General features: G+C 70.9%; 18 protein-coding genes. 7 read left to right on the forward strand and 11 right to left on the reverse strand.

Annotation, left to right across the window (positions count from 1 at the left end; all coding sequences use genetic code 11):
* Positions 1-71 precede the first annotated feature (71 nt).
* Positions 72-938, reverse strand: a complete 867-nt coding sequence (locus H6726_00225) for an AraC family transcriptional regulator (protein MCB9656043.1) — start codon at positions 936-938, stop codon at positions 72-74.
* Positions 939-985: 47 nt separating this feature from the next.
* Positions 986-1,597 carry a TetR/AcrR family transcriptional regulator gene (locus tag H6726_00230; protein MCB9656044.1) on the reverse strand — a complete coding sequence of 204 codons (612 nt, stop codon included), beginning with the start codon at positions 1,595-1,597 and terminating at the stop codon, positions 986-988.
* Between the two features lie 100 nt (positions 1,598-1,697).
* Here H6726_00230 and H6726_00235 point away from each other — a divergent pair, with 100 nt between their 5' ends.
* From H6726_00235 to H6726_00245, 3 genes are all read left to right on the forward strand, one after another.
* On the forward strand, positions 1,698-2,486 hold the full coding sequence (locus H6726_00235) for a sterol desaturase family protein (protein ID MCB9656045.1): 789 nt from the start codon (positions 1,698-1,700) through the stop codon (positions 2,484-2,486).
* A 129-nt stretch (positions 2,487-2,615) separates the two neighbouring features.
* Positions 2,616-3,137: a hypothetical protein gene (locus tag H6726_00240; protein ID MCB9656046.1), complete on the forward strand. Its 522-nt coding sequence runs from the start codon at positions 2,616-2,618 to the stop codon at positions 3,135-3,137.
* On the forward strand, positions 3,134-3,913 hold the full coding sequence (locus tag H6726_00245) for a DUF1275 domain-containing protein (protein MCB9656047.1): 780 nt from the start codon (positions 3,134-3,136) through the stop codon (positions 3,911-3,913). Before H6726_00240 ends, H6726_00245 begins: the two co-directional genes overlap by 4 nt.
* Before the next feature lie 76 nt (positions 3,914-3,989).
* Here H6726_00245 and H6726_00250 read toward each other — a convergent pair whose 3' ends face one another.
* Positions 3,990-5,438 (reverse strand): sigma-54-dependent Fis family transcriptional regulator, encoded by a 1,449-nt coding sequence (locus H6726_00250; GenBank protein ID MCB9656048.1) that lies wholly within the window; start codon positions 5,436-5,438, stop codon positions 3,990-3,992.
* An 11-nt stretch (positions 5,439-5,449) separates the two neighbouring features.
* Positions 5,450-7,042: a HAMP domain-containing histidine kinase gene (locus tag H6726_00255; GenBank protein MCB9656049.1), complete on the reverse strand. Its 1,593-nt coding sequence runs from the start codon at positions 7,040-7,042 to the stop codon at positions 5,450-5,452.
* Positions 7,043-7,227: 185 nt separating this feature from the next.
* Here H6726_00255 and H6726_00260 point away from each other — a divergent pair, with 185 nt between their 5' ends.
* Entirely contained in the window at positions 7,228-7,620 is a 393-nt protein-coding gene (locus tag H6726_00260; GenBank protein ID MCB9656050.1) for a hypothetical protein, read from the forward strand.
* A gap of 22 nt (positions 7,621-7,642) precedes the next feature.
* On the opposite strand, the gene H6726_00265 is transcribed toward H6726_00260, so the two are convergent.
* From H6726_00265 to H6726_00285, 5 genes are all read right to left on the reverse strand, one after another.
* Positions 7,643-9,481, reverse strand: coding sequence for a hypothetical protein (locus tag H6726_00265; GenBank protein MCB9656051.1), 1,839 nt, complete (start codon positions 9,479-9,481; stop codon positions 7,643-7,645).
* Positions 9,482-9,555: 74 nt separating this feature from the next.
* Complete coding sequence (locus tag H6726_00270) at positions 9,556-10,998, reverse strand: putative porin (GenBank protein ID MCB9656052.1); 1,443 nt, start codon at positions 10,996-10,998, stop codon at positions 9,556-9,558.
* Positions 10,999-11,112: 114 nt separating this feature from the next.
* On the reverse strand, positions 11,113-14,325 hold the full coding sequence (locus H6726_00275) for a VCBS repeat-containing protein (GenBank protein ID MCB9656053.1): 3,213 nt from the start codon (positions 14,323-14,325) through the stop codon (positions 11,113-11,115).
* Entirely contained in the window at positions 14,322-15,386 is a 1,065-nt protein-coding gene (locus tag H6726_00280) for a tetratricopeptide repeat protein (GenBank protein MCB9656054.1), read from the reverse strand. Before H6726_00280 ends, H6726_00275 begins: the two co-directional genes overlap by 4 nt.
* A 109-nt stretch (positions 15,387-15,495) precedes the next feature.
* Positions 15,496-17,901, reverse strand: coding sequence for a hypothetical protein (locus H6726_00285; protein ID MCB9656055.1), 2,406 nt, complete (start codon positions 17,899-17,901; stop codon positions 15,496-15,498).
* 134 nt (positions 17,902-18,035) lie between these two features.
* On the opposite strand from H6726_00285, the gene H6726_00290 reads away from it, so the two are divergent.
* From H6726_00290 to H6726_00300, 3 genes are all read left to right on the forward strand, one after another.
* Positions 18,036-18,620 (forward strand): hypothetical protein, encoded by a 585-nt coding sequence (locus tag H6726_00290; GenBank protein ID MCB9656056.1) that lies wholly within the window; start codon positions 18,036-18,038, stop codon positions 18,618-18,620.
* 12 nt (positions 18,621-18,632) lie between these two features.
* The gene (locus H6726_00295) at positions 18,633-21,110 is read left to right on the forward strand and encodes a tetratricopeptide repeat protein (protein ID MCB9656057.1); all 2,478 of its coding nucleotides are present in this window, start codon (positions 18,633-18,635) and stop codon (positions 21,108-21,110) included.
* A gap of 99 nt (positions 21,111-21,209) precedes the next feature.
* Entirely contained in the window at positions 21,210-22,850 is a 1,641-nt protein-coding gene (locus H6726_00300) for an alpha-D-glucose phosphate-specific phosphoglucomutase (protein ID MCB9656058.1), read from the forward strand.
* Between the two features lie 93 nt (positions 22,851-22,943).
* Here the strand turns inward: H6726_00300 and H6726_00305 are convergent, their stop codons facing one another.
* Both H6726_00305 and H6726_00310 read right to left on the reverse strand, forming a co-directional pair.
* Positions 22,944-23,534: a response regulator transcription factor gene (locus tag H6726_00305; protein ID MCB9656059.1), complete on the reverse strand. Its 591-nt coding sequence runs from the start codon at positions 23,532-23,534 to the stop codon at positions 22,944-22,946.
* On the reverse strand, positions 23,531-24,895 hold the full coding sequence (locus tag H6726_00310) for a sensor histidine kinase (protein MCB9656060.1): 1,365 nt from the start codon (positions 24,893-24,895) through the stop codon (positions 23,531-23,533). Before H6726_00310 ends, H6726_00305 begins: the two co-directional genes overlap by 4 nt.
* Positions 24,896-25,003: the final 108 nt, after the last annotated feature.

The raw sequence follows: 25,003 nt of genomic DNA on the forward strand, positions 1-25,003 counted from the left end.
TTGAACGAAATTGAACTCCGCTCCGCAGGCCCGCACAGCGCCCGGTCAGACCCCGTGTGCAGCGCGCACGTTCAAGGCGCGGGGAGCGGCAGGTGGTACAGCTGGTGCGGCTCGGCCAGCTGATAGCGCGCGGGCGTGATGCCCGTGTGCGCGCGGAACTCGCGCGTGAGGTGCGCTTGGTCGGCATAGCCCAGCTGAGAAGCCAGCGCGGCGAGGCGCACCCCTTCCTTCTCCACGCGCCCCAGGCCCGCGCCGCCCGCACCCCGCTGCAGCGCCGCCAGCGTGGCGCGGAAGCGGACCACCCGCGCGAAGCGCTTGGGCGTCACCCCCGTGCTCTCCTCGAACAGGTCGAGGAAGCGCCGGTGGCTGTAGCCCGACTCGCTCACCAGCGCCTGGACGCTCACCGCGGCGAGCGGGTCCGACAGGCGCGCAATCCCGTGCTGCACCACCGCGTGCGGCGCGTGGTCCGACAGGCGCTCCGTCAGCAGCGCCTGGAAGCGCAGGAGGCGCGCCCGGGCGGAGGGCAGCGCGTGCAGCTCGTCGCACCACGACTCGCTCACGGGCCCGAGCACCTCGTCGAGAGGCACGTGCACGCCGGCCAGCGCGCGCCCGGGCACACCGAGCAGCGCACGCGTGGCGCCCACGCTCAGCTGAGCCCCCACGGTCTCGGCCCCCCGCGCCGCCTCCTTGGCATAGGCCGACGTGCGCGGCCCGCCCACGACCGCGCGGCGGATGACCTGCGGCGAACGCGACGTGTCCGCCGCGAGCAGCCGCAGCGACGGCCCCGTCAGGCGAAGCACCACGTGGGCGCGTCCGCTCGGCAGCATGCGTTCCCAGGGCAGCGCGCCACCCTGCGCAGCGGGCCCCACGCTCGGCTCACTCGCCCACAGCACGTGGACGAAGGGGCGCAGCGCAGGGCTCGGTCCGCGGACCAACATGGACGACAGCGTGCCCTGCGCGCGCCCTCGGCACCACCCCGCGGACCTCAAGCGGCGGGGAGGTGCGCCTCGAAGACCTCCACGGCGTGGGCCACCAGCGCCTTCTGACGCGCGCGGTGGTCGCGCGGGACCACGCCCAGCAGCGCCCGCTCGTGGTGCAGGCCGCGCACCATGCCCAAGAACAGCTCCGCGTCGAGCGCGGGCTCGCGGGCGCCGAGCGCGGCCAGCTCCCGCGTGACCACGTCGCGCGCGGCGTCCGTGAAGCACGTGGCGAAGCGCGCCCCGAGGCCCCGGTCTTGGTCCGCGAACGCGATGCGCTGGAGCGCGAGCGACGCGGGCTCCAGCAAGCCGCCCAGGTAGTTGTGCGCCAGGCGCTCGAGGCGCGCGCGCCGCGTGTCGGTCGTGTCCAGCCCCTCCAGCAGCAGCGGCCCCACACGCTGCCCCACGTGCTCGAGCGCGGCGGCCAGCAGCCCGGACTTGTCGCCGAAGTGCCGGTAGAGCGTCTCCTTCGACGCCTGCGCGGAGCGCGCGACGGAGGACATGCTGAAGCCCTCGAGGCCGTCGCGCAGCAGCACGCCGAGCGTGTGGGTGAGCAGGTGGTCGCGCAGGTCTTCGCGGGGCGGGCGCCCACGTGGGCGGGTGGGGTCTTGACGGGCCATCGGATTAACCGTACCGTACGGTTCGGTTCGCTACAAGCGCGAACTGCACGGCACCACGCGCACCGCGAACACCCACGCATCGAAGGAGCTCAGCACACCCATGTTCGACGACCCGACGCTCACCCAGCCCCTGTGGGACGCGCTGCTGCACACGCTCGGCCCGCGCTTCCTCAGCTCCCCCGCCTTCATCCTCTCGGCGGTCATCGCTGGCGTGTACGTGCCCGGCGTCGTGTTCTCGTTCGTGGACGTGTTCGTCTCGAAGCGCCTCACGCTGCGCGAGGCCCTCGCCGTGCACAACCGCGCGATGAAGGTCTACGCCCCCACGTATGTGGTCGTCATGGTCGCGCTCGCGCTGGTCGACCTCCCCGCCGCGCTCCAGCTCACCCTCCCCGCCCGCACACCGACGCTGGCGGAGCTGCTGCGCGACCTGCTGCTCTACTTCCTCATCGGCGACGTCGCGTCCTACGCGTGGCATCGCATCGAGCACGCGCACGGCGTCTACGCGCGCAAGGTGCACTACGTGCACCACACCGACCGCCCTCCGCTCAGCATCTGGACGGCCATGGTGGTGCACCCGGTCGAGGGCGTGACGGTGTTCGCGTGCTTCCACCTCTACGGCCTGCTCGCGCCCATCCACCCGCTCACCTTCGCCATCGCGGCGTTCTCGATGACGGCCGTCACCATGGTCACGCACTGCGGCTACCGCCTCCCGGGCTACGACCTCTTCTTCGCGACGTCGCGCGGACACGACCTGCACCACTCGCAGCGCGAGCCCGTGAACGTGTCGGTGGTACTCACGCTGTGCGACCGCCTGTGCGGGACATACCGGCGCCCCCCTACCCCGCTCGGGGTGTCGGGGATCCCCGACAGTGGCGTCGGAGCGGGCTGACACGCCGCGTCCACGCGCGACGAACACGGCGGGCGATCCGCGTTATCGCTCGCGTTTTCGAGGCTCTGGGCTCCTGGGCACGGAGCTTGCTGTCGAACCCCGTGAATGCGTACCCCCACCCATCGCGTCATGGCGCTCCTCGCCCTGGTGCCCCTGTCCCTGCTGACCGCCGGCTGCGGTGAGCACCCTGAAGAGGCCCTGCTCGGCTGCTGGGCCGAGACCCGGTGGACCTACGAGCGCGCGGACGAGCTGCTGCGCGAGACGCAGCCCGAAGGCGCTCCCCGCTGGAACGACGGAATCCGCTCGCGCGAGTACCCAGAGGCCCGCTGGCCACGCCACGAGGCCGAGCTGTGGTGGTTCCACTCACGCGGCGAGCTGGCCATCGCGGGGATGGATGGCACGCTCGCGGGCGCACGGTGGCGCCTGAAGGGTCGCGGCCACGTGCTGACGATCCGCAGCGGTGAAGATGGCCACGAGCACTTCGAGGCGTACGACATCAAGGAGCTACGCGACGACCTGCTGGTGCTGAACGTCGACGTCGGCATGGAAGTGCGCGGCATCGCGCGGCTGGAGTTCGAGCGCACGGACTGTGTCGGCGCACTCCGCGAGGGCCGCATCAAGGAGCTGCGGGCGACCGGGGGTGCCTCGTGATCGCGCTGAGTCGTCCGCATCGGCGCACGCCACGCCACGACCTCTGGCTCGGTGGTCTCACGGCCGGGGTGGCCGGGCTCGTCAATGTCTGCTGCGTCATCGCGTTCTTCGCGTTCGCCTCCAACGTCACGGGCCACGTGGCTGTCTTCGTCGAGGAGCTCGTCAAGGGGCACTGGCACCAGGTGGGCATCGTCGGCGTGTGGTTCGGCATGTTCGTGTTGGGCGCGTTCCATGCGCACTCGAGCGTCAGCCTGTTGGAGCGTCGCGCACCGCTCGTGGGCCGCGCCATCCCGCTGTTGACGGTCACGTTCCTGCTGGCGTCCGTCGGCTACTACGGCGATGCGCACTACGCCGAGACGCTGTCGGAGACCGAGAGACTGGTGGCCATCCTGCTGTTCTCGATGGGCACCCTCAACAGCCTCGTGGCCACGGTGTCGGGTGGAGCCGTGAAGACCACGCACCTGACTGGGCTGTCCACGGACCTCGGCATGGAGCTCTCGATGCTGGTGCAAGGGCAGCTCCGCGGGAACCGAGCGCTGCAACACAAGCTGGTCCTGCACCTGCTCATCCTCGGGTCGTACGTGGTGGGCGGCGCCGCAGGTGGGGTCGTGTTCCTGCAGACGGGCTTTGCGGCCTTCTACCTGGGCAGCGTGGGGCTCATCCTCATCCTCGTGCACGACCTGAGCGTAGCCTACAGCGAGCGCGCCGGGCTCGGCGAGACCGAGAGCAGCGCCACACCCGACACCGGCTCGCGCGCCCAAAGCTCACACGGGTAACCCCCCCCGTGGGTCCGTGTGCGGCGGAAGCCCGGCGCCACCCGAGGGCGGCGCACGCGCGGAAAATGTGTCCTGATCACCCGCGGAAGGCCGCTACGTCCACGTCGTAGCGGCGGAGCAGCTCGTAGAAATCCGTGCGGTTGCGGCCAGCGATGCGCGCCGCCGCCGTGACGTTTCCGTCCGCGCGACGAAGGGCCTCCTCGAGGTAGGCGCGGTCGAAGGCCTCACGGGCCTCACGCAGAGGCGGGAGCTCCTCGTCCGGCGCGAGCCCACGCAGAGCGTGCCCGACGAGCGCGCTCGGAGCGGCCTCCTCCACGCCAGGCGTGGCGTGATCACGACGCGGTAGAACCGCGAGCACGTGCGCCGCGCGCAGCACACCGTCCGCCGCGAACAGCGCCGCCCCCTCCACCACGTTCGCCAACTCGCGCACGTTGCCCGGCCAGTCGTGTTGTTTCAGGACCTGCAGGGCATCGCGTCCCAGGTGCGCCCCCTCGAGCCCGTGCCGCGCTGCCGCGCGCGTGAGGAACACCTCCGCCAACAGGGGGATGTCCTCCGCACGCTCACGCAGCGGAGGCATGGACAGGGGCACGACGTGCAAGCGGTAGAAGAGGTCTTCACGGAAGCGCCCAGCCTGCATGTCGGTTCGTAGGTCGCGGTTGGTCGCCGCCACGATGCGCACGTCGGCCCCCACCGGTTCGGTTCCGCCCACGGGCTGGTAGACACGCTCTTGCAGCACGCGCAGGAGCTTGATCTGCACCGGCAACGGGGCGTCCCCGATCTCGTCCAAGAACAACGTACCTCCAGCCGCGGCCGCGAACAGACCCGGCTTGTCCTTGACCGCCCCCGTGAACGCGCCTCGCTTGTGCCCGAACAGCTCACTCTCGAGCAGCTCCGATGGCAGCGCACCGCAGTTGATGGCGACGAACGGCCCCGAGGCGCGCGGCGAGAGCGCATGGATGGAGCGCGCGGCCAGCTCCTTGCCCGTGCCCGACTCCCCGAGGATGAGCACGCTCGCGTCAGCGCCGGCGACCCGCGGGAGGAGGTCGCGCACCGCGCTGATGGCCGCGCTGGTGCCCAGCAGGCGATCCGCTTCGGTCGGGTCACCCACCACCCGGCGCAGCCCCGCCACCTCGCGACGCAGACGTACCCGCTCGACCGCCTGGCGCAGCTTCTGGACGAGCTCGCGGTCGTCGAAGGGCTTGGTGAGGAAGCCGTAGGCGCCGCGCTCCATCGCCAGAACGGCCGTGTCGATGGTGCCGTGCGCCGTCAGGATGATGACCGGCAGGTCCAGCGAACGCTTCTGGACCTCGTCCAGCAGGTCGAGGCCGTTCTCATTCTCGAGGCGCAGGTCGAGCAGCACGGCGTCCACCACCTCGCGCTCCAGGATCTCGAGCCCGCCGCGGCAGGTCTGCTCCGAGCTCACGCGGAAGCCGTGGTGTTCGAGACGTAGCGCGATGAGCTCACACAGGTCTTCCTCGTCGTCGATGACCGCTACGTGGGGTCGATAGTGCGTCGGCTCGTTCATGTCCGTCGACCCTAGCTCGTCGCTGGCGAGAAACCGAGCAGACCATGGGGAGGGTTTGGCTCGGGGGGTGTCCCTTCATCCAAGGGAAGCCACAGGGCAAAGCAGGCACCCACCTGACGCTCGGACGCCCCCTCGTCCCCCGCCTCGGTGAGCGTGAGTGTGCCACCGTGCGCCTGCACGACCTCGCGGGCGAGCGCGAGCCCGATACCCACCCCGATGGCCTTCCCGGAGGATGGCACCTCGTGAGTGACGAAGACGTCGAAGATGGTGGCCCGGATGGCTGGCGGCACACCGGGCCCCTCGTCGGCGACCGTCACGCACAGTCCGTCGCGGCCCTCGTGCCCGGCGGCACGGACCACTCGCACGTCCACGCGCTGGCCACGACGGGACACCGACACCGCGTTCCGCACCAGGTTCGCCACGGCGCGCTCCATCAGGACGGGGTCGAGGCGGCAGCGGTCACTGTCCGCCGCGACGGTCAGCTCGATGTGGACTCCGCGCGCCGTCGCCTCGGCGCCCTCGTCGGCCACGGCGCTCTGCACCACCGCGATGAGCGAACCCCCGTTGGCCAGCCTCAAGGGGCTCCCCGCGCGCAGACGCGACAGGTCCAGCAGCGTGGTCACCATGCGGATCTCGCGCTCGCACGCCGTGCGCGCGATCTGCACCACCCGCACCTGCCGCGGCTCGAGCTCGCCCACCGCGCCGTCCGAGAGCAGCGCGAGGGCCTCGCGGATCTTGGACAGCGGCGTGCGCAGCTCGTGCGAGACCGACGCGAGGAAACCCTGCTTCAGCATCTCCAGCTGCTGGAGCTGCGCCCGCATCCGTTCGAGCTCATCGGCGAGGGCCACGAGCTCGGGCGGCCCCTCCACGCTGACCGGGCTCCCGAAGTCGCCACGGCCGACGCGCCGCGCCATGCCGGACAACGTCGCGAGGGGGCGCTTGAAGTCCCTCGCCAGATGCGCAGCCAGCAGCATGGCGAGCGCGAACGAGAGCGCCGCCAGCGGGATGCCGATCCAGATGGCCGTCACCGCGTCCTGTCGGGCCTGCTCGTCCTTCTGACCCATCGCCGTGTGCAGCTCGGCCAACCGCAGCACCCACACGTCCGTCATCTGCTCGTCCAACGCCCAGCGTCGGCGCTGGATGGAGCGCGTCACGAACGCCTGGCATGCATCCCCCGCGATCATCTCGTCGGCGATGGCGAGATACCCCCGTGCCACCTCGCGCATGGTCTGGCTGACGGCCGCCGCCTCGCTCAGCCGCGCCTCGAGCGTATCCGCGCTGCGACTGATGCGTGGCTCCACCTGCGAGGCGCCCTCGCCCTGGGCACACGCGGACTCTGCGCGGCGCAGCTGCACGTCCAGCTCCCAAGCCGCGCGGTGGACCGTGCCCTCGTCCCGGAGCGTCAGCAGCTCGGTCGTGCTGAGCGTGGTGAGGACGGTGCGGATGCGCACGACGGCGACCAGCACCAGGCTGAACGCGAGCGTGACGACGAGCACGGGAGCGGCGTGCGAGAGGAGGAGGCGGGTGAGCAGGCGCATGGTCTTGGTCGATCGCGAAGTGCGGCCATGCACGTCGCGTTCCGAGTCGCTGGGTCCTGTCGCCATGCGCCCAGGGTAGCGTCTCCAAAGAGCGACGGGTGTCCGTCAGGCTGCGCTGACGTCGGAGCACGCCGACGGACCGCGTCGTCGAGCGTCGGGGCCGACCGACACCAGTTGCCACAGGCGCGATGAATCGTCGGAGAATGCCGGCGTCGGCGCTGCTGGCACGGCCCGTGAAACGCCGCTCGTGCATGTCGGACGAGACAGGGTCGATCGGTGAGGCTCCACCCGGGGAGGCCTCACGCGACGAGGTTCCACCCGGGGAGGCGCTCAGCGCGTACGTCGAGGCCCTCGCCGGGACCGATGACGCGGTGGCCACCACGCAGCAGTTCCTGGTGAGGTGCGCCTGCGCCACGCTACTGCTGGTTGCTGGCGCGGCGCTGCTGCACCGCAACAGCGCGAGTGGCGACGTGTGGACGGGACTGGGTGCGTGGGCGCTGGTCGTCCTCAGCGTCGGCGTGTTCGTCCACGCGCGCGTGACCGGGCTGCGCCAGCTGACCGCCAGCTACGCCGCAGCCGGGCTCCCTCTCGCCGTGGCGCAGCGGTGCGCGGCGCGCACGCTCGTGGGCGCACTGCCGAAGTAGCGCACTCGCGCGGGAGCCCTCGTCAGAGCGCCATCAGGAAGCGCACCACCGCGCGCTGCTGGGCGTCCGTCAGCGCGTGCCACTTCTCCATCACGTTGCGCGCCTCCGAGCGAAACGCGCTGTCTCGCGAGCACACGTCACGCGCGTCTGGCACGGGGGGGCAGACGTCGTAGTCAGGGACGCCGTTCAGGTCGAAGTCGGGCGGCTGCGGGAGATCATGCAGCTCGATGGCCGCCTGGAATGCTTGCTCCAGCGTGACGATGGGCACCCGCCGGTCCACGAGCGCGATGCCCGCTTCGTCGGCGGTGCGGCTCCCATAGTAGAAGAACGCGGGCTCGTCGGGGTTGAGGAACACGCGCCCGTCGTGCAGGAAGGGTGGCCCGATGCGGCCGATCCCCATCATGGGCGCCGTGCGCCACTCGGGACCTTGGGCGAGACCCTGTCCGGGGAGCGCGAAGTCCGCGAGGTTGCGGTCGATGCCCTCGAACGCGGGCGTCCACGCGGCGAGCTCGTCGGCGCCGAGGTCTGCGGGCACACGCCCCATGTCATGGATGAGCAGATCCGAGAAGACTGGTGCCCAGCGATGGCTCAGCTCGTCGGCACCGATGCTCGCAGGCGAGGCCCCGGTGCGCTGCACGGGCGTGTGGCAGCTGACGCAGCCGAGCCCGCGGTCGGCGGCGATGCCGTGCTCCGCGTCCTCGCTCAGCCCAGCCGGGGCCATGCCGGGTGTCATGCGGGTACGGAACGCGTCCAGGTCCAGCCCGAACAGCCGCGCGCCCTCGCGCACTTCCAGGGCGCGCGGGTCACTGTCGGGAGAGGCCAGCAGCGCGGGGTCGAAGTCGGGCACGCCGATCAGCCGGATCATGGCGCGCAGGGCGAGGATCCGCGGGACCGTCAGCTCGGGGTCGGGCGACGTATCGCAGCGCAACCCGACGTTGACCGGGTTGGACGGCTCCTGCGGGCTGAGCGGGCTGGTCATGCCGAGCTCCCCCTGTGAGCCACCCACCATGAACTGCACCAGGGTCGGGCCTGCCGCGCGTAGCCCGAAGCGTGAGAGGCGGGTGACGGTGTCGCCCCCTTGAATGGCATTGCTGGCTCGGTTCTGGTTGATGCGGCCCGTGATGCAGTCGCCGCGGCAGTCGGGACCCGGCGGGGGGGCGAGCGAGGACGCGAAGGTGTCCGCGTCCTCGGCATCCTGTAGCGCGCGGATGTCCTCCTCGTAGATCGCCTCGATCACGCCGCGACCCAGGTAGGGCGGGCCCGCGCGCTCGGCCACGGCGCGCACGCGATTCGGAGACGCCAGGAAGGGGTCCGCCGACTCGGGCAGGATGCCGTCGATCTGACACTCGCCCGTGGCCTGGACGTGACGCACGGGCCCGCCGAACGCCTGCAGCCCGAAGAACTCGCCCGTGGCCGTGTCGAAGTCGCCAAAGAGCGTGAACGCAGCCGTGGGCGGCGGGTTGGAGACGGACACCGCGTCGTGGTCCGTGACCCCCGTGCGGCCCGCACGCGACGCGGGCGTGCTCACCGTCGTGACACCCGTCGAGTCGCCCAGCGCGTCGGCCAGGTCGTCCGAGTTCTGATGGCAGCCCAGGCAGCGAGCCTGGTTGAAGACGGGCCCGAGTCCGTCGCGGGGCGTCTGCTCGGTGTTGAAGAACGAGAGCGGGCTGCCGCGGTCATCCATGTCGAACAGCGCGCGCCCCTCGCGTCCCAGCGTCGAGAACGTGAGCGCGTCGGCCGTGTTGGCGCTGCCGAAGACGTCGCGCGGGATGCGCTCGAGGGGCTGCAGGCGACTGGGATCCGAGGGCCCCGCGATGCCCGAGAGGTCGCGGACCGAAGCGCTCTCGAGGGTGTCGGTCACGGGAGCGTTCCAGCACCCGAGGGCGCCGAGCGCGAGGCAGAGAGCTGCTGCGCGGGAGGGATGGGGGTGCCGCATCAGTAGCTCCAGATGAGGTCGAAGAAGACACGCTGCACGCGCTCCACCATGCCGGGAGCGCGTCTGAAGTCGAAGTACGAAGCCAGCAAGCGCACCTGCTCGTGGGCGTACATCGCGACGCCCAGCTCCACGCCGTGATAGTCCGTCCCGCCCCCGAGGTCCGCGTCGGCGAACATGGCCAGCGTGGCGTCAGCCTGGACGCGGCGGTAGGTGGCCCACACGTCGAGCGGAGGCATCGTGCCGGCGCGAAAGGCGCCGAGGCGCGCGCCCATGGTGGCGGACACGGCGGTGTGCTCGCGCTCGGTGGTCAGGTTCCGCACGTACTCCAGCATCGCGTAGAAGCGCATGGGGCCAACCAGCGGGCGCCCCTCGAAGTCGAGCTGGAGCTGCGCCAGCAGGTGCACCACGTCCCAGTCATCGTCGATGAAGCCATCCGCGTTCGGGCCGTAGTTGACCCGGTTGTTGGTGCTCTGGAGACCGCCGCCACGCAGCAGGAACGCGTTCGTGCCCGGCATGAAGTCGGCGCCGTCACCCGGAACCACCCCGGGCGCGTGCAGGCCCGCGTTGAGGTTGCTGTAGCGGTAGTAGCTGGCAGCCGCGGCGACGAAGGGCAGTTCCAGCAGCAGCTGACTGGTGGTGAGCGCGATCGTCCCCGTCTTGCCGCTGAAGCGGACGTTCTCGATGTCCTGGACCACGAAGTAGCCGGACGTGCTCGTGAGACGTAGCCCTTCACGATCGACGAGGCGGGCGGACAACGCGAGGCCGGACGGCATGATGTCCTGGTCGAACACCACCTCGCTGCGGAAGCCCACGTCGGTCCAGCCCGTGAAGAACGGGTTGGGCATCTTGCCGGCCGTCAGCGTCACGCGCTGCCGGTCGCGCAGTGGTCGAACGGACACGTAGTATTGGTCGAGGCCGATGCCCGTGGTGCGCGCCACGTCCCCGATGGGAACGAAGGAGGCCGCCGGGTTCGGGTTCTCGCCCACCACGAGGCGGACGCCGCCATGCACGGGGCTGTCGGCGGGGTCGTACACGGCGCCGAGGCGCACGCGCGTGCGGAAGCCGCCCACGTAGTCAGGGCCTCCCACGAAGTCGAGCGGATCGCCGAGGATGAACGAGTCGTAGCGCAGCGTGACGCTGGCGGTGACGCGCAGCGGGATGCGGGGAGGCTCGGGCGCAGGGGTAGTGGCAGGCTCGGACGGTGCGCCAGCCGGCTCGGCGGGGGCAGCGACGAGGCCCTCCGCAGCACTCGACGCGGGCGGCGCGATGGGTGTCCCTCCGGGCGCGGGCGCGATGGGTGTCCCTCCGGGCGCGGGCGCGATGGGCTGTGGAGTGAGCGCGTCCTGGGCGCGCGCCGGCGCGACGACGCACGCCGACATGGCCACGAGCGCCGGCAGCGCGACGGCCAGCGCGCGAGAGGGGTTTCTTCGAGTGGACAGCATGGAGAACACCGTGGGGGCGGCAAAGACAAGATGTGCGCAGGTCGAACACCCACGCGTGTGGCGGCGACGAGCCCCGAGCGGCACGTGGTGTGTCCAGGTGCCGCCCGAGGTCGCTCAGTGCCCCCACCATGGGTTGGGGCTCGAGCGGTATGCGATGACGTTCCGCTGCTCGGCGTACGACACGGCGAAGTCCTGATAGCGGTCACCGGACACGTCGAGCGGAACGAGCGCGACGGCCCGACCGCTCACGGATGCTTGGATGACCCCTGGCACGAAGCGCAGCGGGTCCAGCGTGAGGAGCTGGAGGTAGATCAGCGGGCTCCCGGTCGCGAGCCCCGCGACGATCAGGTCGAGGTCTCCGTCAGCGTCTAGGTCCGTCCCCGTCACGAGCGCGCCCGACGGCGACTGGACGTCGGCGGGGACGAGCGTGGGTGGATCGCCGAACGACCCACCACGGGAGAGGTCGACGCGCACCGACGCGAGATCGGCGCGGTAGGACACCACATCCGCCGCGCCGTCGCGATCCATGTCGAAGAGCGCCACCGAGGACGCGTTCGCGCCACCGGATCCGTCGAAGACGGGTACCACCTCGAAGGCCCCACCCATCTGTCCGGGGTTACGCAGCACCACGACACCGTCCGTGCCGCAGGAGAGCGCCACGTCGAGGTCGCCGTCGTCGTCCACGTCGCCCAGCGCGATGGCGGTGCACGCGGCGGTGGTGGTGTCCACCACGGTACGCGAGAAGCTCGCCCCCCCCGACTCGCGCGCGTACACCGCCAGCCGCCCCTCGCTGCCACCGTTGGCGGCGACCAGGATCTCGTCGAGACCATCGCCGTCGAGGTCCCCCATGGCCACGGCCCGCGCACCGTCGAACGGCGCCAGCGCCTGCCGTGGCGCGTAGGTCAGGTCGCCAATGCCGCGAATGTAGCCGACCAGTCCGGCGCCCTCGGAGACGACCGCGAAGTCCGCGCGCTCGTCACCCGTGACGTCTCCGGCAGCCAGCCCCGAGATGACCTCGCCACCGTCCGCGCGTCCGACCACCAGCTCTTCGAGCATGGAGAAATCGCGCGAGCGCGCCCGCCACAGGACGATCTCGCCCCCCGCGAGGCTGGAGGCGCCGATCAGGTCTGTGGCGCCGTCGGCGTCCACGTCGTAGGCCACGGTCGACCCCACGTCCACCGAGCGGTCGACGAAGCGGCTGCTCGAGAAGCCCATGTTCGAGACGAAGTAGGACTGATAGCGCACCACCTGCTGGAAGGTCGGCGAGTAGGCCGCGACGTCGACGTCGACGTCGCCGTCGAAGTCACCGGCCGCGACGTTGGTCACGCCCGCGAGGTCCGCGACGAAGACGTGCTGCGCGAACAATCCGCTGCCGATCTCGTCGATGTAGCCCACCGAGTCACGGTCGGTCACGGCGTAGACGATCTCCGCAGAGCCATCGCTGCCCATGTCCCGGACGTCGATGTCGCTCGCGACGATGTCCCCCAGCGCCAGGCTCTCGCCGTTGGGCAGCACGCCGACCGGCATCCCCACGTAGGCGCCATCGCGGCGCGCCAACAGCCCGAGCCCCATGGAGCCAGACACGACGATGTCCATGTCTCCATCGCCGCCGCCCTCGACGTCGCCCACGGCGACCTCACGCGGGTTGCCCACACCAGGCAGCAGCGCAGCCAGATCCAGGTTCTGGCGCATCCCGAAGCCTCCAGTCGCGGTGCCCGGGTAGATGCGCAGCGTCGCCGAGCTCGCGCCGTAGGCCAGCAGGTCGGGACGCGTATCGCCATCGACGTCGGTCAGCAGGAGCCCTGTCAGCCCAGCCCCGGCAGCGTCCACGGTCGTGGCGCTCCCCGCCACGGCGTCGGCGTCGAGCGGACGGGAGACGAGCGCGCCTCCCTCGACCGCGATCACCACCGGCGCAGCTGCACCAGCGAGCTCACCGACGGCCAGCGCCGTGCCGCCCACGGTGATGCCCATGGGCTGCTTGACGGTGAGCGTGGGGTTCGAACCGGGTCCCACGTCGTAGGCCATGACAGCGCCCGCGCCGCTGAGCGTGACCACCTCGAGCTCGGGGTCGTCGTCGGCTTGCGCCGCGAAGATGGCTACCGTCCCGCCGACGGCGTCACAGGTGTTGACCTGCCCGTTGAGCGAGCTGTTGAGGCTCTGGAACGAGTGATACAGGTAGATCCTCCCGCCCATGGCGCAGCCCACGTCGTCCCGCACGAACACCAGCTCCTCGAAGCCGTTGCCGTTGAAGTCGGCGGACACCATCGCTCCCAGTGACACGACCGAGGACGCCACCTGCGCTTCCGAGCTGGGCAAGCAGAACGTGCTGAAGCGGTCAAAGGCCGCGTTGATGCACTCGATGTCCACCACGGGGTTCACGCAGCTCGCGTTGCCCGCATACTTGCCGTCACCGTCCGGGTCCTCGACGGGGCGCATGAAGGCCCCGTTGCGCCGCTCGTTGCAGTTGTTGATGAGTCCGTCGCAGGTCTCCTGCGCAGCCGGGTATGTGTTGGGGTCGAGGTCGTCGCAGTCCGAGTTGGGCAGGCCGCCCGGGAGGTCGGGGTCGCAGGACAGGCTCGAGGGGGACGCGAAGCCATCACCGTCGACGTCCTCGCCCAGGTCGGGTCCCACACCCGTGGGGCTCTCGCAGTCGTTGTGGCGTCCGTCGCAGACGTCGGGCGCGCCCGGATACACGTTCGGGTCGAGGTCGTCGCAGTCCGTGTGCGGGATCGAGAGCAGCTCTCCGTCGTCGCTCATCACGTCCACGCAGACGCTCGGGTCCAGGTCGATGGGCGCGAAGCGATCGCCGTCGAAGTCCTCGACGGTGCGGCGCAGCGGCGGGGTCGCGTCGGTGCAGGTGGAGACCACGCCGTCGCAGGCCTCCACGGTGGCGCCGGGATAGGCCGTGGCGCGGGTGTCGTCGCAGTCCTCCGGCAGGCCGTCGCCGCAGCCGCGCGCGACGAAGCCGTCGCCGTCGAGGTCCGCGTTCGGATACGCGCTCGCATCGGCGTCGTCGCAGTCCACGCCGAAGGGAGCGAACTCGGGGCGCACGCCTGCACACGCCGTGTCGCGGTAGCCGTCGCCGTCCGAGTCTCGCGCCTGCAGGTCCACGACGCAGCGCTCGGCGCTCACGTCGCACGAGCGCACCGCCACCAAGCAGGGGTCGTTGCGCAGCGAGGGGTCCACCGTGAAGCGCACGGAGGCGCAGTCGGCGTCCACGCGACACGAGCGCTCCTCGATCTCGACCTGGGGGGCGTCCCACAGGCCGGCGAGGGTGCAACCGGGCAGGAGCGAGAGCCCCGCGACGATCAGGATCGCGCGCTTCATCGGGTCCACCTCGCCGACACGAGGGCGCCGCCCTGCAGTGGGGAGATGCCCGCGGTGACCAGTGGCTCGGAGGGAGGCTCGTCGTCCGCCCCGGACCCACGCCAATTGGTCAGCAAGCCGATGACGACGGTGGTGACGAGCAGGCCACCCGTCACGCCCAGCGCCACGTTGGAGCGTGAGGCGACGTCGCGGGCATCGTCGCGGTCGAAGTTGGTGCGGCCAGGCGTGTCGTTGTACCGCCGCGCCCGGACGAGGGTGGTGGTGGCCATGGCGCCCCACACGACGGCGCCGGCGCCGGTGAGCCCGACCGCCGTGTAGAACACGGGTCGTGGGAAGCGGAAGGGCTCGTGCGCGACATGCACCGCCGCCACGGGCGCGGGCTCGAGCTCGAACGTCACGGTGCGCTCCGTGCCACCCGCGATCGTGATGGTGGCCGTCTGCGGCTGGTAGCCGTCGGCGCGCACCTCCATCACGTGCCGACCAGTGGACAGACGGAAGTCCCCGGGCGCCGAGCCTTGTGGCTCACCGTCCACGCTCACGACGGCCTCGACGTTCACGTCCACGTGCACGATCGCGAGGAGCCCCCGCAGCTCTTCGATGCGCAGCTCGGCGTCTTCGCGCCGCAGGTCCCCCTCGGGCGCTGCGTCGATGTAGCGCTGGTAGGTCTCGATCGCGCGGTTGACCTCCGACAGCCCTTCGTAGGCCTGTCCCAGCGCGTACAGGATGGTGGGGTTGGGCCAGAGGGAGTAGGCCTCGCTGAACTCGGCGATGGCCTCGGCATAGCGCGCGCGGCGGTAGAACTCGGACCCCTGGGCGTACCTGCGCCGCGCCTCGGTCACGGCAGCCTCGGAGGGCTCGCTCGGGTCACCGCTGGAGTCCTCGGCGGCGGAGGCTCCCTCACCGTCCGCGGCGCCTTCGGCGGGGCCGGCCGCTCCCGGGTCGACGGGTTCACCCGCTGGGGAGTCGGTTTGTTCGGGTTGGGCGTGCGCACGCCCGACAGCCAAGAGGCAAACGCACAGTGAGAGCGCAACACGGAGGGCGCAGACGGGTCCTTGCGACATGCGCGGACCATACACGACGAAGCGCGCGCTACGGAAGTCCCGCGGCGCGCGCTCATCGGTGTCTCGGCGCGCGCCGACGCATGGCGTCGGCGCAGCGCGTCCTCGGCCGTCAGGGGATGGGCGGGACCACCCCCTCGGGGCAGAAGCGCTGGTCGGCGGGCACGGCGATGGTCGGCGTGCTGTCGTCGATGGAGCGCAGGAAGGCCGCCAGGTTGGCGATGTCCGTGGCGCTGGGCGTGAAGACCTGATTGCCCGCGCGCAGGTGGGTGGCGAACTCGCCGTTGGGGTCGAGCAGCTCCTCGAGGGTCTCGGCGCCGCCGTTGTGCAGATAGGGCGCGCCCAGGCCGATGTTGAGCAGCGAGGGCACGTTGAAGCCGTCCACGCCCTGCGCCGCCCCGCCGTTCTGGCGCACCTCGGCCGCGCCGCGACCGCTCGCGCCCGCGTCGAAGGTGCCCACGTCGCGGACCACGCAGGTGTGCCGCTGAGGCGCGCCGTTCGCGTCGTTCTGCAGCACGTTCATAGCGGACGTGTCGGTCGTCACGACCTGGTCCGCGCGGACGGCGCCGATGGAAGCCACACCAGCGGCGGCGAGCGTCAGCGTGCGCAGGTCCCCATTGAAGACGGGCTGGAAGTAGCGCTCGCTGAGCGTCCACAGGGCGCCACCGTGACAGTTCTGGCAGTTGGCCGCCATGAACACGGCGCGGCCCGCGACGACGTCACCGCCACGCGAGTCGGCCACGGGCGTGCGCAGCGTGCGGATGTAGGCCTCGATTGCGTCCCAGTCGTCCGGGGTCGCGCCCGTCGCCGCGACGGCCGCCGCCGAGCCCACGTTGAAGCCGTTGGCCGGGTTGGGGATGCCGCCTGGGCCCACGAAGTCGATGCGGTTGGCCACGTCGAGCGCCGCGTCACTGACGATGGCGCCCACGCCGCCCGCCACGGCCCGCGTGTTGAGCTCGAAGTCGTGCACCTCGTCGAAGATGGCGGTCCAGTTGAGGATGCGCTGGATGCCACCCGTCGTGTCGAACGTGGCGCTGGTGTCCACCGTCTGGCGGGGGCCGGCCGGGAACACCCAGGTCACGTTGTCGGTGGTGCCGCCCGGGTGGCAGGATACGCAGGACACCCACCCGTTCGAGGACCAGCGGCCGAGACCCGTCGTGAAGAAGCGCTGCCCACGCAGCTCCTCCTGCTCGGCGGGCGTCACGGGCTGCGGCGCCGACGCGATCGACATGTCGGGCGTGGTCTGCGACGCGAGGTCGATGCGCGAGAACGAGCGACTGACCTCGTTGTACACGAACGCCGTGGCACCCGAGATGGCGATGCCCGTGGGCATCTGGGCGGTGGGCAGGAAGGTCGCGCCCGAGGGCGAACCCGCGCGCGGGGGGCTCTGTCCGTAGTCCACGCGGATGACCGCGTCCGACGTCATCGAAGCGATGTACGCGAACTCGGTGCCGGCCACGAACTCGATGCTGACCGGGACGGGCGCGAAGCGCTTGGGCGCGGCGAGCGCCGTGACCAGCTCGCTCAGGTTGATGGTGCGCGAGGTGACCTCGGTGTTGGTGCTGAGCGACACCGCGTGGACCAGACCGTGCACGTTCTGATGGAAGTCGGTCCCGCCCTCGAACGCCGCAGGCGAGGCGCCCACGGCCGTGACGTACAGGTGCTGACCCGAGATGGCACACGCGTAGAGCTGGTTCGGGAACGCCTGCGTGTTGGCAGCGTCCACGGCGGGCAGCACGCCCGTCACCGCGACGGGCGAGAGGGTCACCTCGCCGAGGCTGTTGCCGTCCGCGTCCAGGCGGAAGACGCGTCCCGTGCGCGAGCCATCCGTACCCTCGCGACCGGTGCCCGGCTGTGAGTAGAAGTCGGTCACGTAGACGGTCTCGTCGACGTCCTCTTGGTCTCCGTCATTGGTCACGCACACCGCATAGGGGGCACCGCCGAGGTCGACGCTCGTCACGTCGCGCGTGGTGGTGTCGAGGATGTGCAGCGCGCCACCCGTCCAGCTGGACACGTAGAGGAAACGTCCCGTGGGGGAGAGGGCCGCGCCCATCGGCTCGGGGCCCACGTCGTGGGTGCGGACCACGCGCGCGCCGGCGGTACGAGCCCCTGTGATCTCGCTGACGGTGCCGTCCGCCGCGTTGAGCACGAACACGCGGTTCCCATCGGGATGGAAGACGAGCGCGTTGGGCTCGTCGCCGACCGCCACGCGGGCTCGCTCGGTCCGCGTGCTCATGTCGAAGAAGGTCACGTCGTCCGTGCCACGGTTGGCGACGGCGATGGTGGTCGCGCCGTCGTCGACGGCGATGGAGGCGCTGCGTCCGGGCCGCTGGGCGACGGTGACCGGGGTCATGCCTGCGTCGTCGTCGTTGCCGAGGTCGGTGGTGCCCATGTCGTCGACCACGCCTTGGTCGCCGAGGCCCATGTCCGGGTCGGGTGGGGGGCCGTTCCCTCCGCCGCAGGCCGGCAGCAAGAAGGCGAGAGAGCAAGCTAGGGACTTGAGTGTGGCGCGCGTCATGGAGAGCATCATGCGCAGCCCCGCACGACGCGACGGTTATTTGGCGCTTAACTGGGTCTTAATGCGCGCCGAGAGGGGCCCCCACGAGGCCGTGGCTGTTGCGGGTCCCGACGCGGCTGAGTACGTTCCATCCCATGCTTCACTTGCGGATTCGTGCCTCTCTCCTGTTGCTCGCCGCGCTGCTGTCCGCGTGTGCCAGCGAACCCAACGCCAGCCAGTCTGTGTTCGTCGGGAGCACCAGCGACGGCGACGTGCTGGTCGCCTCGGTGTGGGAAGAAGACCGCGTCATCGTCTACTCGTGCGGCGTGGGCGACACCCTCGACACGGACACCGCGTGGCTGGTCACGACGCCCGTGAACCGCAGCATCGAGGCCACCGAAGGCAGCTTCTCGGTCGTGGCCACGCGCGAGGCGAACATGGTGCGAGGGACGTTCGAGAGCCAGACGGGAACGGGCGCGTTGGATCTGCGCGCAGTCACGTCCCTCGAGGACGCGGGCTTCTTCGTGACCAACGAGGGCAGCTGCCGCACGGCCGCGGTCGCCTTTCGCCGTGATGGCGTGATGTTGGTGCAGGGCGCGCACTTCTGCGACGCCGAGGGGCCTTTCTCGCAGGTCACGCCCGTCCTCCCCCCCGAGCTTCTGGGGAATAGCCTGTTGGTGCAATTCGACACTGGCAGCGGCCTGCGCCAGCTAGCGCTCGAACGCGTGAATGGAATCTGAGACACTCCCGGCGTGAGTCCAAGTCACGCCAGCTTCGTCGGCCGCAAGCAAGAGCTCGCTCAGGTCGAGACGTGGTTGAACGAGCGACGCATCACGACCATCGTGGGCCCCGCTGGCATCGGCAAGAGCCGCCTCGCCGACCAGGCCTCTGCGGGCTGGCGTGGTGAGCGCTACCACGTGGATCTCAGCCACGAGGTGGACTCCGAGAGCTGCGCGGCCGCCGTCGCCCGCGCGCTGGGGCTGCCGGCCACCGCGACGGCCCCCGACGTGGGACGCGCGCTGGCGGCGCGTGCCGAGCCGCTGCTGCTGCTGGACGACGCGGACCGCGTCCTGGACCCGATCGCCACGCTGCTGGGCGAGTGGCTGACGGCTGCGCCGGAGACGCGCGTGTTGATCACCAGCCGCGAGCGCCTTCGGATCCGCTCCGAGGGCACGATCGAGCTCGGTCCGCTGTCCCTTGTGGGGGGTAGCGCGAGCGAGGCCACCCAGCTCTTCGTGGAACGCATGAAGCAAGCCTGGCCCAGCGCCACCATCGAGCCCGAGGAGCTGGTCACGTGGTGCGACTGGCTCGAAGGCACCCCGCTCGCCATCGAGCTCGCGGCGGCCCGCGCGCCGTTCTTCGGCGAAGTGGACGGGCAGCGGCGGCTGGACCTGCTGCGCGGGGGCTTCCGCGACGGCCACGAGCGCCACTCGACGCTCAGCCGGGCCATTGCGTGGTCCTGGGCCATGTTGGACGAGGCCGAGCAGCGCTGCTTGGCCGAGGCGGCCGTGTTCACGGGCGCCTTCCACGTGGGCGCCACGGCGCGCGTGCTGAGCCAGCCCGACGGGGAGCGCAGCGCCCTCGACCTGCTGCGCTCCCTGGCCGACAAGTCGTTCCTGCGGCTGCTGCCGGACGGTCGACTGCGGCTCTATGACGCCGTGCGCGAGTACGCGAGCGAGGAACGCAAGGGCGTGTACGACGCCGCCGCGGGCCGCCTCGACACGTACCTGGCAGCGCAAGCGGAGCGCGACGGGGCCGGCGTGGACCTGCTGCGCAACGACGTGATCGCCGCCGCCGAGCGCGTGGTGCAGCGGGCGTCGTCGCTCGACACGAACGCGGGGGCTTGGGTGGTCATCCAAGCGGGCCGCCTGTTGCTGTCGGAGGGCCCCGCGTCACGCGTTCAGGAGCTGATGGAGGCTGCCCTGCGCGTGCTGGCAGAGGCCGACGTGGAGCTGCGCACGCACCTGCGACTGGCCCTGGCTGGCGGCCTTCGCATGCAGGGGCGCTTGGACGAAGCCGAGGACGCCGCCAGCGCAGGCCTGAGTGACGAGCACCGGCTCTCGGGTGAGCTGCGTGTGCAGCTGTTGACCGAAGTCGGCCTCGCCCGCCACGCGCGGCGCAACCTGGAGGGCGCCGCCGAGTGCTATGCGCGGGCGCTCACGCTCTCCCCCTCGCGACGCGCCGAGGGACGCCTGCAGGCCAACCTCGGGGCCATCGCCCACGACCGCGGCGACCTGGACACCGCCGAGGGGGCGTACCGTGACGCGCTGGTGGCGCTGGGGATCACCCAGGACCGCCGGCTGCTGGGCGTGGTGCGCAGCAACTTGGGGCTCCTGTACCAAGAGCGCGGTGACCTGGTGCTGGCCCGTGAGACCCTGGAGCTGGCGCTGCGCGATCTGGACGAGGGGAGCGAGCAATACCTGGGCGCCATCCATCGGGGCAACCTGGGGCAGCTGTTCCTCGAGCTCGCCGACCCCACGCGCGCCGTCACGCTGCACGAGGAGGCGCTGTCGCTGCTGCGGCGCATCGGTGACGAGCGCTCGACCGTCATCTCGCTGTGTCGCCTCGCCGCCGCCCGAGCGCTGACGGGCGACATCGTGCGCGCCGCGCGCGAGCTGGAGGAGGCGTCCAGTCGGGCGCACGGCCTTCGCGACCCTCTGCTCGGCGCGGTGATCGGGCTGCACCAGGCGTTCGTGCCGCTGGCGCGCGCGGAAAACAGCGCGGAACCAGAGCGCGGCCAGCGACTGATCGAGTGCCAGCGCCAGCTGCACGCCGTGACGCAGGCCGACGACGCGAGCTGGCGCCTCTCGGACGACGCGCGCTCGGCGCGGCGCATCCTCGAGGCACGCCTTGGAGCGCTGGGAGCACAAGACGTCGCGCTCCCGACGGACGGCCTGGTGGTCTGCATCGAGTCGCGCTTCTTCCGCCTGTACGAAGACGAATGGCAGGACCTGCGACGCGATACCCCCGCACGACGCATCCTCGAGTGTCTGGTGGAGAACCGAGAGGGCATGACGCTGCCCGATCTCCAGGCTGCCGCCTGGCCTGGAGAGCGTATCCGCAAGGACGCCGCGAAGAACCGCGTCCACGTCGCCCTCTCGCGTCTGCGCAGCCGAGGGCTGAAGGCGTTCATCTTGCGTGTGGACGAGCGCTACCTGCTCTCGCAGGACCTGCCGGTCGTACGCCTCGCGCGCATCGACCCGCCCAACTCGGAGGTCGCCGCCGACTGACGCGCCGAGACGCAGATGTCTCGGCGTGTCTCGGCGCGAACGCGATGATCCAGAGCGCGTCGCGCGTGACGGTACGACGTGGAGTGCCATGCTACGCGCATGTCGAACCCACCCGCCGTTCAGGTCGCACCCGCGTCGGTGGACGTCCCGCGCCTGGTCTCTTCCTATTACACGACCCGCCCAGACGCGGAGGATCCGGCACAGCGCGTGTCGTTCGGGACCTCCGGGCATCGAGGCTCGGCGCTGCGTGGGTCGTTCAACGAGGCGCACATCGTCGCGATCGCGGCGGCCATCGTCGAGCACCGCGCGGCCGAAGGCATCGACGGGCCACTCTTCCTGGGGATGGACACGCACGCGCTGTCGACACCGGCGACACACACCGCGCTGGAGGTGTTCGCGGCCGCGGGAGTCCAGGTGTGCGTGGACGCGGCGGGCGGCTACACACCGACGCCCGCCGTGTCGTTCGCCATCCTCGAGCACAACCGCGTCCACGGTGGGCGGGGACTGGCGGACGGCGTGGTGGTGACGCCGTCGCACAACCCTCCGGACGATGGGGGCTTCAAGTACAATCCGCCCGACGGCGGACCAGCCGGGGGCGAGATCACCAAGCGCATCGAGCAACGCGCGAACGAGCTGTTGTGTGAAGGGGTCGCGCGCGTGCCACGGGTGAGCGTCGCGCGGGCCATCGTGGCCGAGACGACCACGCCGCACGACTACGTGACGCCCTACGTGGACGCGCTGGGCGAGATCCTCGACATGCGGGCCATCGCGGCCAGCGGCCTGCGCATCGGCGTGGACCCGATGGGCGGCTCGGGCATCGCGTACTGGGAGCCCATCGCTGCGCGCTACGGGCTGGACGTGACGGTGGTGAACCCGCGCGTCGACCCGACCTTCGCGTTCATGCCGCCGGACAAGGACGGCAAGATCCGCATGGACTGCTCCTCGCCCTACGCCATGGCCAACCTGGTGGCGCTCAAGGATCAGTACGACGTCGCGTTCGGCAACGACACGGACTACGACCGGCACGGCATCGTCACACCCAGCGCGGGCCTGATGAACCCGAACCACTATCTGTCGGTGGCCATCGACTACCTGTTCCAGCACCGCCCGGCGTGGCGCAGCGCTCAGAAACGCGTGGGGAAGACGCTGGTGTCCAGCGGCATGATCGACCGCGTGGCGGTGTCGCTGGGCGTCGGGCTGTACGAGGTGCCCGTGGGCTTCAAGTGGTTCGTGGCGGGGCTGCGCTCGGGCGAGCTGGGCTTCGGCGGGGAGGAGAGCGCGGGGGCGTCGTTCGCGCGCCACGACGGGAGCGTGTGGACCACGGACAAGGACGGCATCATCCTTGGCCTGCTCGCGGCCGAGATCACGGCCAAGACGGGCCGCGACCCCGGGCTGCACTACCGCGACCTCGAGGCGCGGCACGGCGCGCCGGTGTACGAGCGTCTGGATGCCCCCGCCGACCGCGAACAGCGGGCGAAGCTGGGGCGGCTGTCGGCCGAGCAGGTCCGCGCCGAGGAGCTCGCGGGGGAAACCATCGTCGCCAAGCTGACGCACGCGCCGGGCAACGGTGCGGCCATCGGAGGGCTGAAGGTGGTCACCGAGAACGGCTGGTTCGCGGCGCGCCCCTCGGGCACCGAGGACGTCTACAAGATCTACGCCGAGAGCTTTCGTGGTCGAGAGCACCTGCGGGTGATCCAGGAAGAGGCGCAAGCCTTGGTCGACGCGGCGCTGCGCGGGTAGTCACGGCCATACCGCGCAGCAGTCGCGACCGTGGGCGCGCTGCGCGCTCGATGCCAAGTGCCTCGGCACGCTTCGCCGCGCGTGCCTCTCGGTTCAGCCCTCGTCGAGGCCCACGCGGGCTGCGAAGCGGACGATGTCCGGGATGGTCTCGACGCCGAGCTTCATCCGAATGCGGCGAGCGTAGGTGTGAACCGTGCTGCTCGAGAGCCCGAGCTCGATGGCGATCACCTTGAGAGGCTTGCCGGCGACGATGCCCCGAAAGATCTCGCGCTCGCGCTGGCTGAAGCCCAGTGAGCCGCGGGTCGGCGCGGCGCTGGTGAACGTGCCGCCCGCCGCGACGGATCGGATGGCCTCCGCCAAGCTGGCGAGGTCCTGCGACTTCCCGACCACGGCGCGCGCCCCGGCCCCTGCGAGCTCCCCCAGCACGCTAGTCTCGGAGTACAGCGTGAAGACGACGATCGGGATACCGCGCGCCGCGAGCTCGGTGATGGTGCGTATGCCGTCGACCCCGGGCATGCGCAGGTCCAGCACCAGCACGTCCGCGCGCGACGCTGCGTAGACCTCGGCCAAGCCGTCGGCGCTGGTCGCGCGTCCGGCCACCTCGAGGCCGTCCTCGCTGGCGAGGTAGCGCGCGACGCCCTCGATCACGACGGGGTGATCGTCCGCGAGGAAGACCCGGATCATGCGCTCACCTCCGGCGCTTCCGCAGGGGGCGCGCTCTGCCGCGGAAGGACGGCCACCACGCGCGTGCCACCACCGGGCGCCCCCTCGACCAGGAGCGTCCCGCCCTGCTCTTCCACGCGCTCCCGCATCCCCGCGAGCCCGAAGCCTCGTTGCCCACCGTCGGCGGGGATGCCCCGACCGTCGTCCTGGATGACGGCCGTGAGCGTGGTCAGCTCGCGGCGGACCGACACCCGCGCGGTGCGCGCCTCGGCGTGCTTCATGATGTTGGTGAGGCTCTCCTGCACGACGCGCAGACACATCTCGCGCACGGCGAGGGGCGGCTCCCAGCCTCGCATGTCGAGCTCGATCTCGATCTCGACGCGCCCGAGGGAGCGGAACATCTCGACCAGATCCTCAACGGCCACCTCGAACGGGAGATCGCTCTCGCGCAGGGCGCCGACCACGCTACGCGCCGAGCGCTCGATGTCCTCGACGATGAAGCGCAGGCTGGCGAGGTCGCGGATGTCGACCGAGGAGCCGACGGTGCGCTCCAGGTTCTGGAGCCCGGCGCGCGCCGAGACGATGAGCTGACCCATGTCGTCGTGCAGCATGCGCGCGAGCTGACGACGCTCTTCGGCGCGCACCGACTCGGCGCGGTCGATCACCGCCACCACGCTCTCGGCCTGCAGCTTGACCTCCTGCGCGAGGCCCGCGTTGTCGCGCGAGAGCAGCTCGCTCTGAGCCTGTGCCTCGCTGCGCAGCACGAAGAGCTCACGCGAGGCGCGCTGCAGGCGGTCCCCGAAGTACGTGAGCACGACCGTTACGAGGATGAGATGAAGGATGCCGATGTAGGCGTACTGGAACCCGAGGTGGCTCGGGTGGAAGCCGAAGAACATCACGAGGAACGGCAGCAGCAGACAGAGCGTGAAGGCGACGCGGTCACGCAGCGACGCGGGCAGGCCGAGGCCGACGCAGGGCGCCAGGTACGTGATGTAGAAGAAGGGGCCGTCCATGCCGCCCAGGAAGCCGAGGGAGTAGCCCACCAACCCCATCAGGGCCCCCCCCATCAGACAACAGACCAGATGCGGATGACGTTTGGCCGGAGCCCAGTAGGCCAAGAGCAGCGCCCCAGACGCGCAGGTCACGATCTGCAGTGGGAGCGCGAAGCGCACGCGGGCGTAGGACTCGGTGTGACCGATGAACCACGTGTCCAGCACCAGGCCCACCATCATCGCGACGGTCAACACGGCCCCGATGCCGACCAGCATGCGCCGCGCCTCCTCGCGCATGTGTTCTTCCCACGGCGCCTGCATCGCGATGGGGAGCTCGCGCGTAGGCTGTTGGGAGGCCCCGCTTAGCCAATGGGGTCTGCCGTGAGTCACCGGGCGATGGTGCGTGGGGCGTCACCGAAAATGAAGCGCAAAGGGCGCGTGAGCACACAATTTCGTACCCCGTCGTGGGACACGCGAGACACTCGCCAGGGCTACGAC

Source organism: Sandaracinaceae bacterium (assembly GCA_020633055.1).
Classification (GTDB): domain Bacteria; phylum Myxococcota_A; class Polyangia; order Polyangiales; family Houyiibacteriaceae; genus JADJJE01.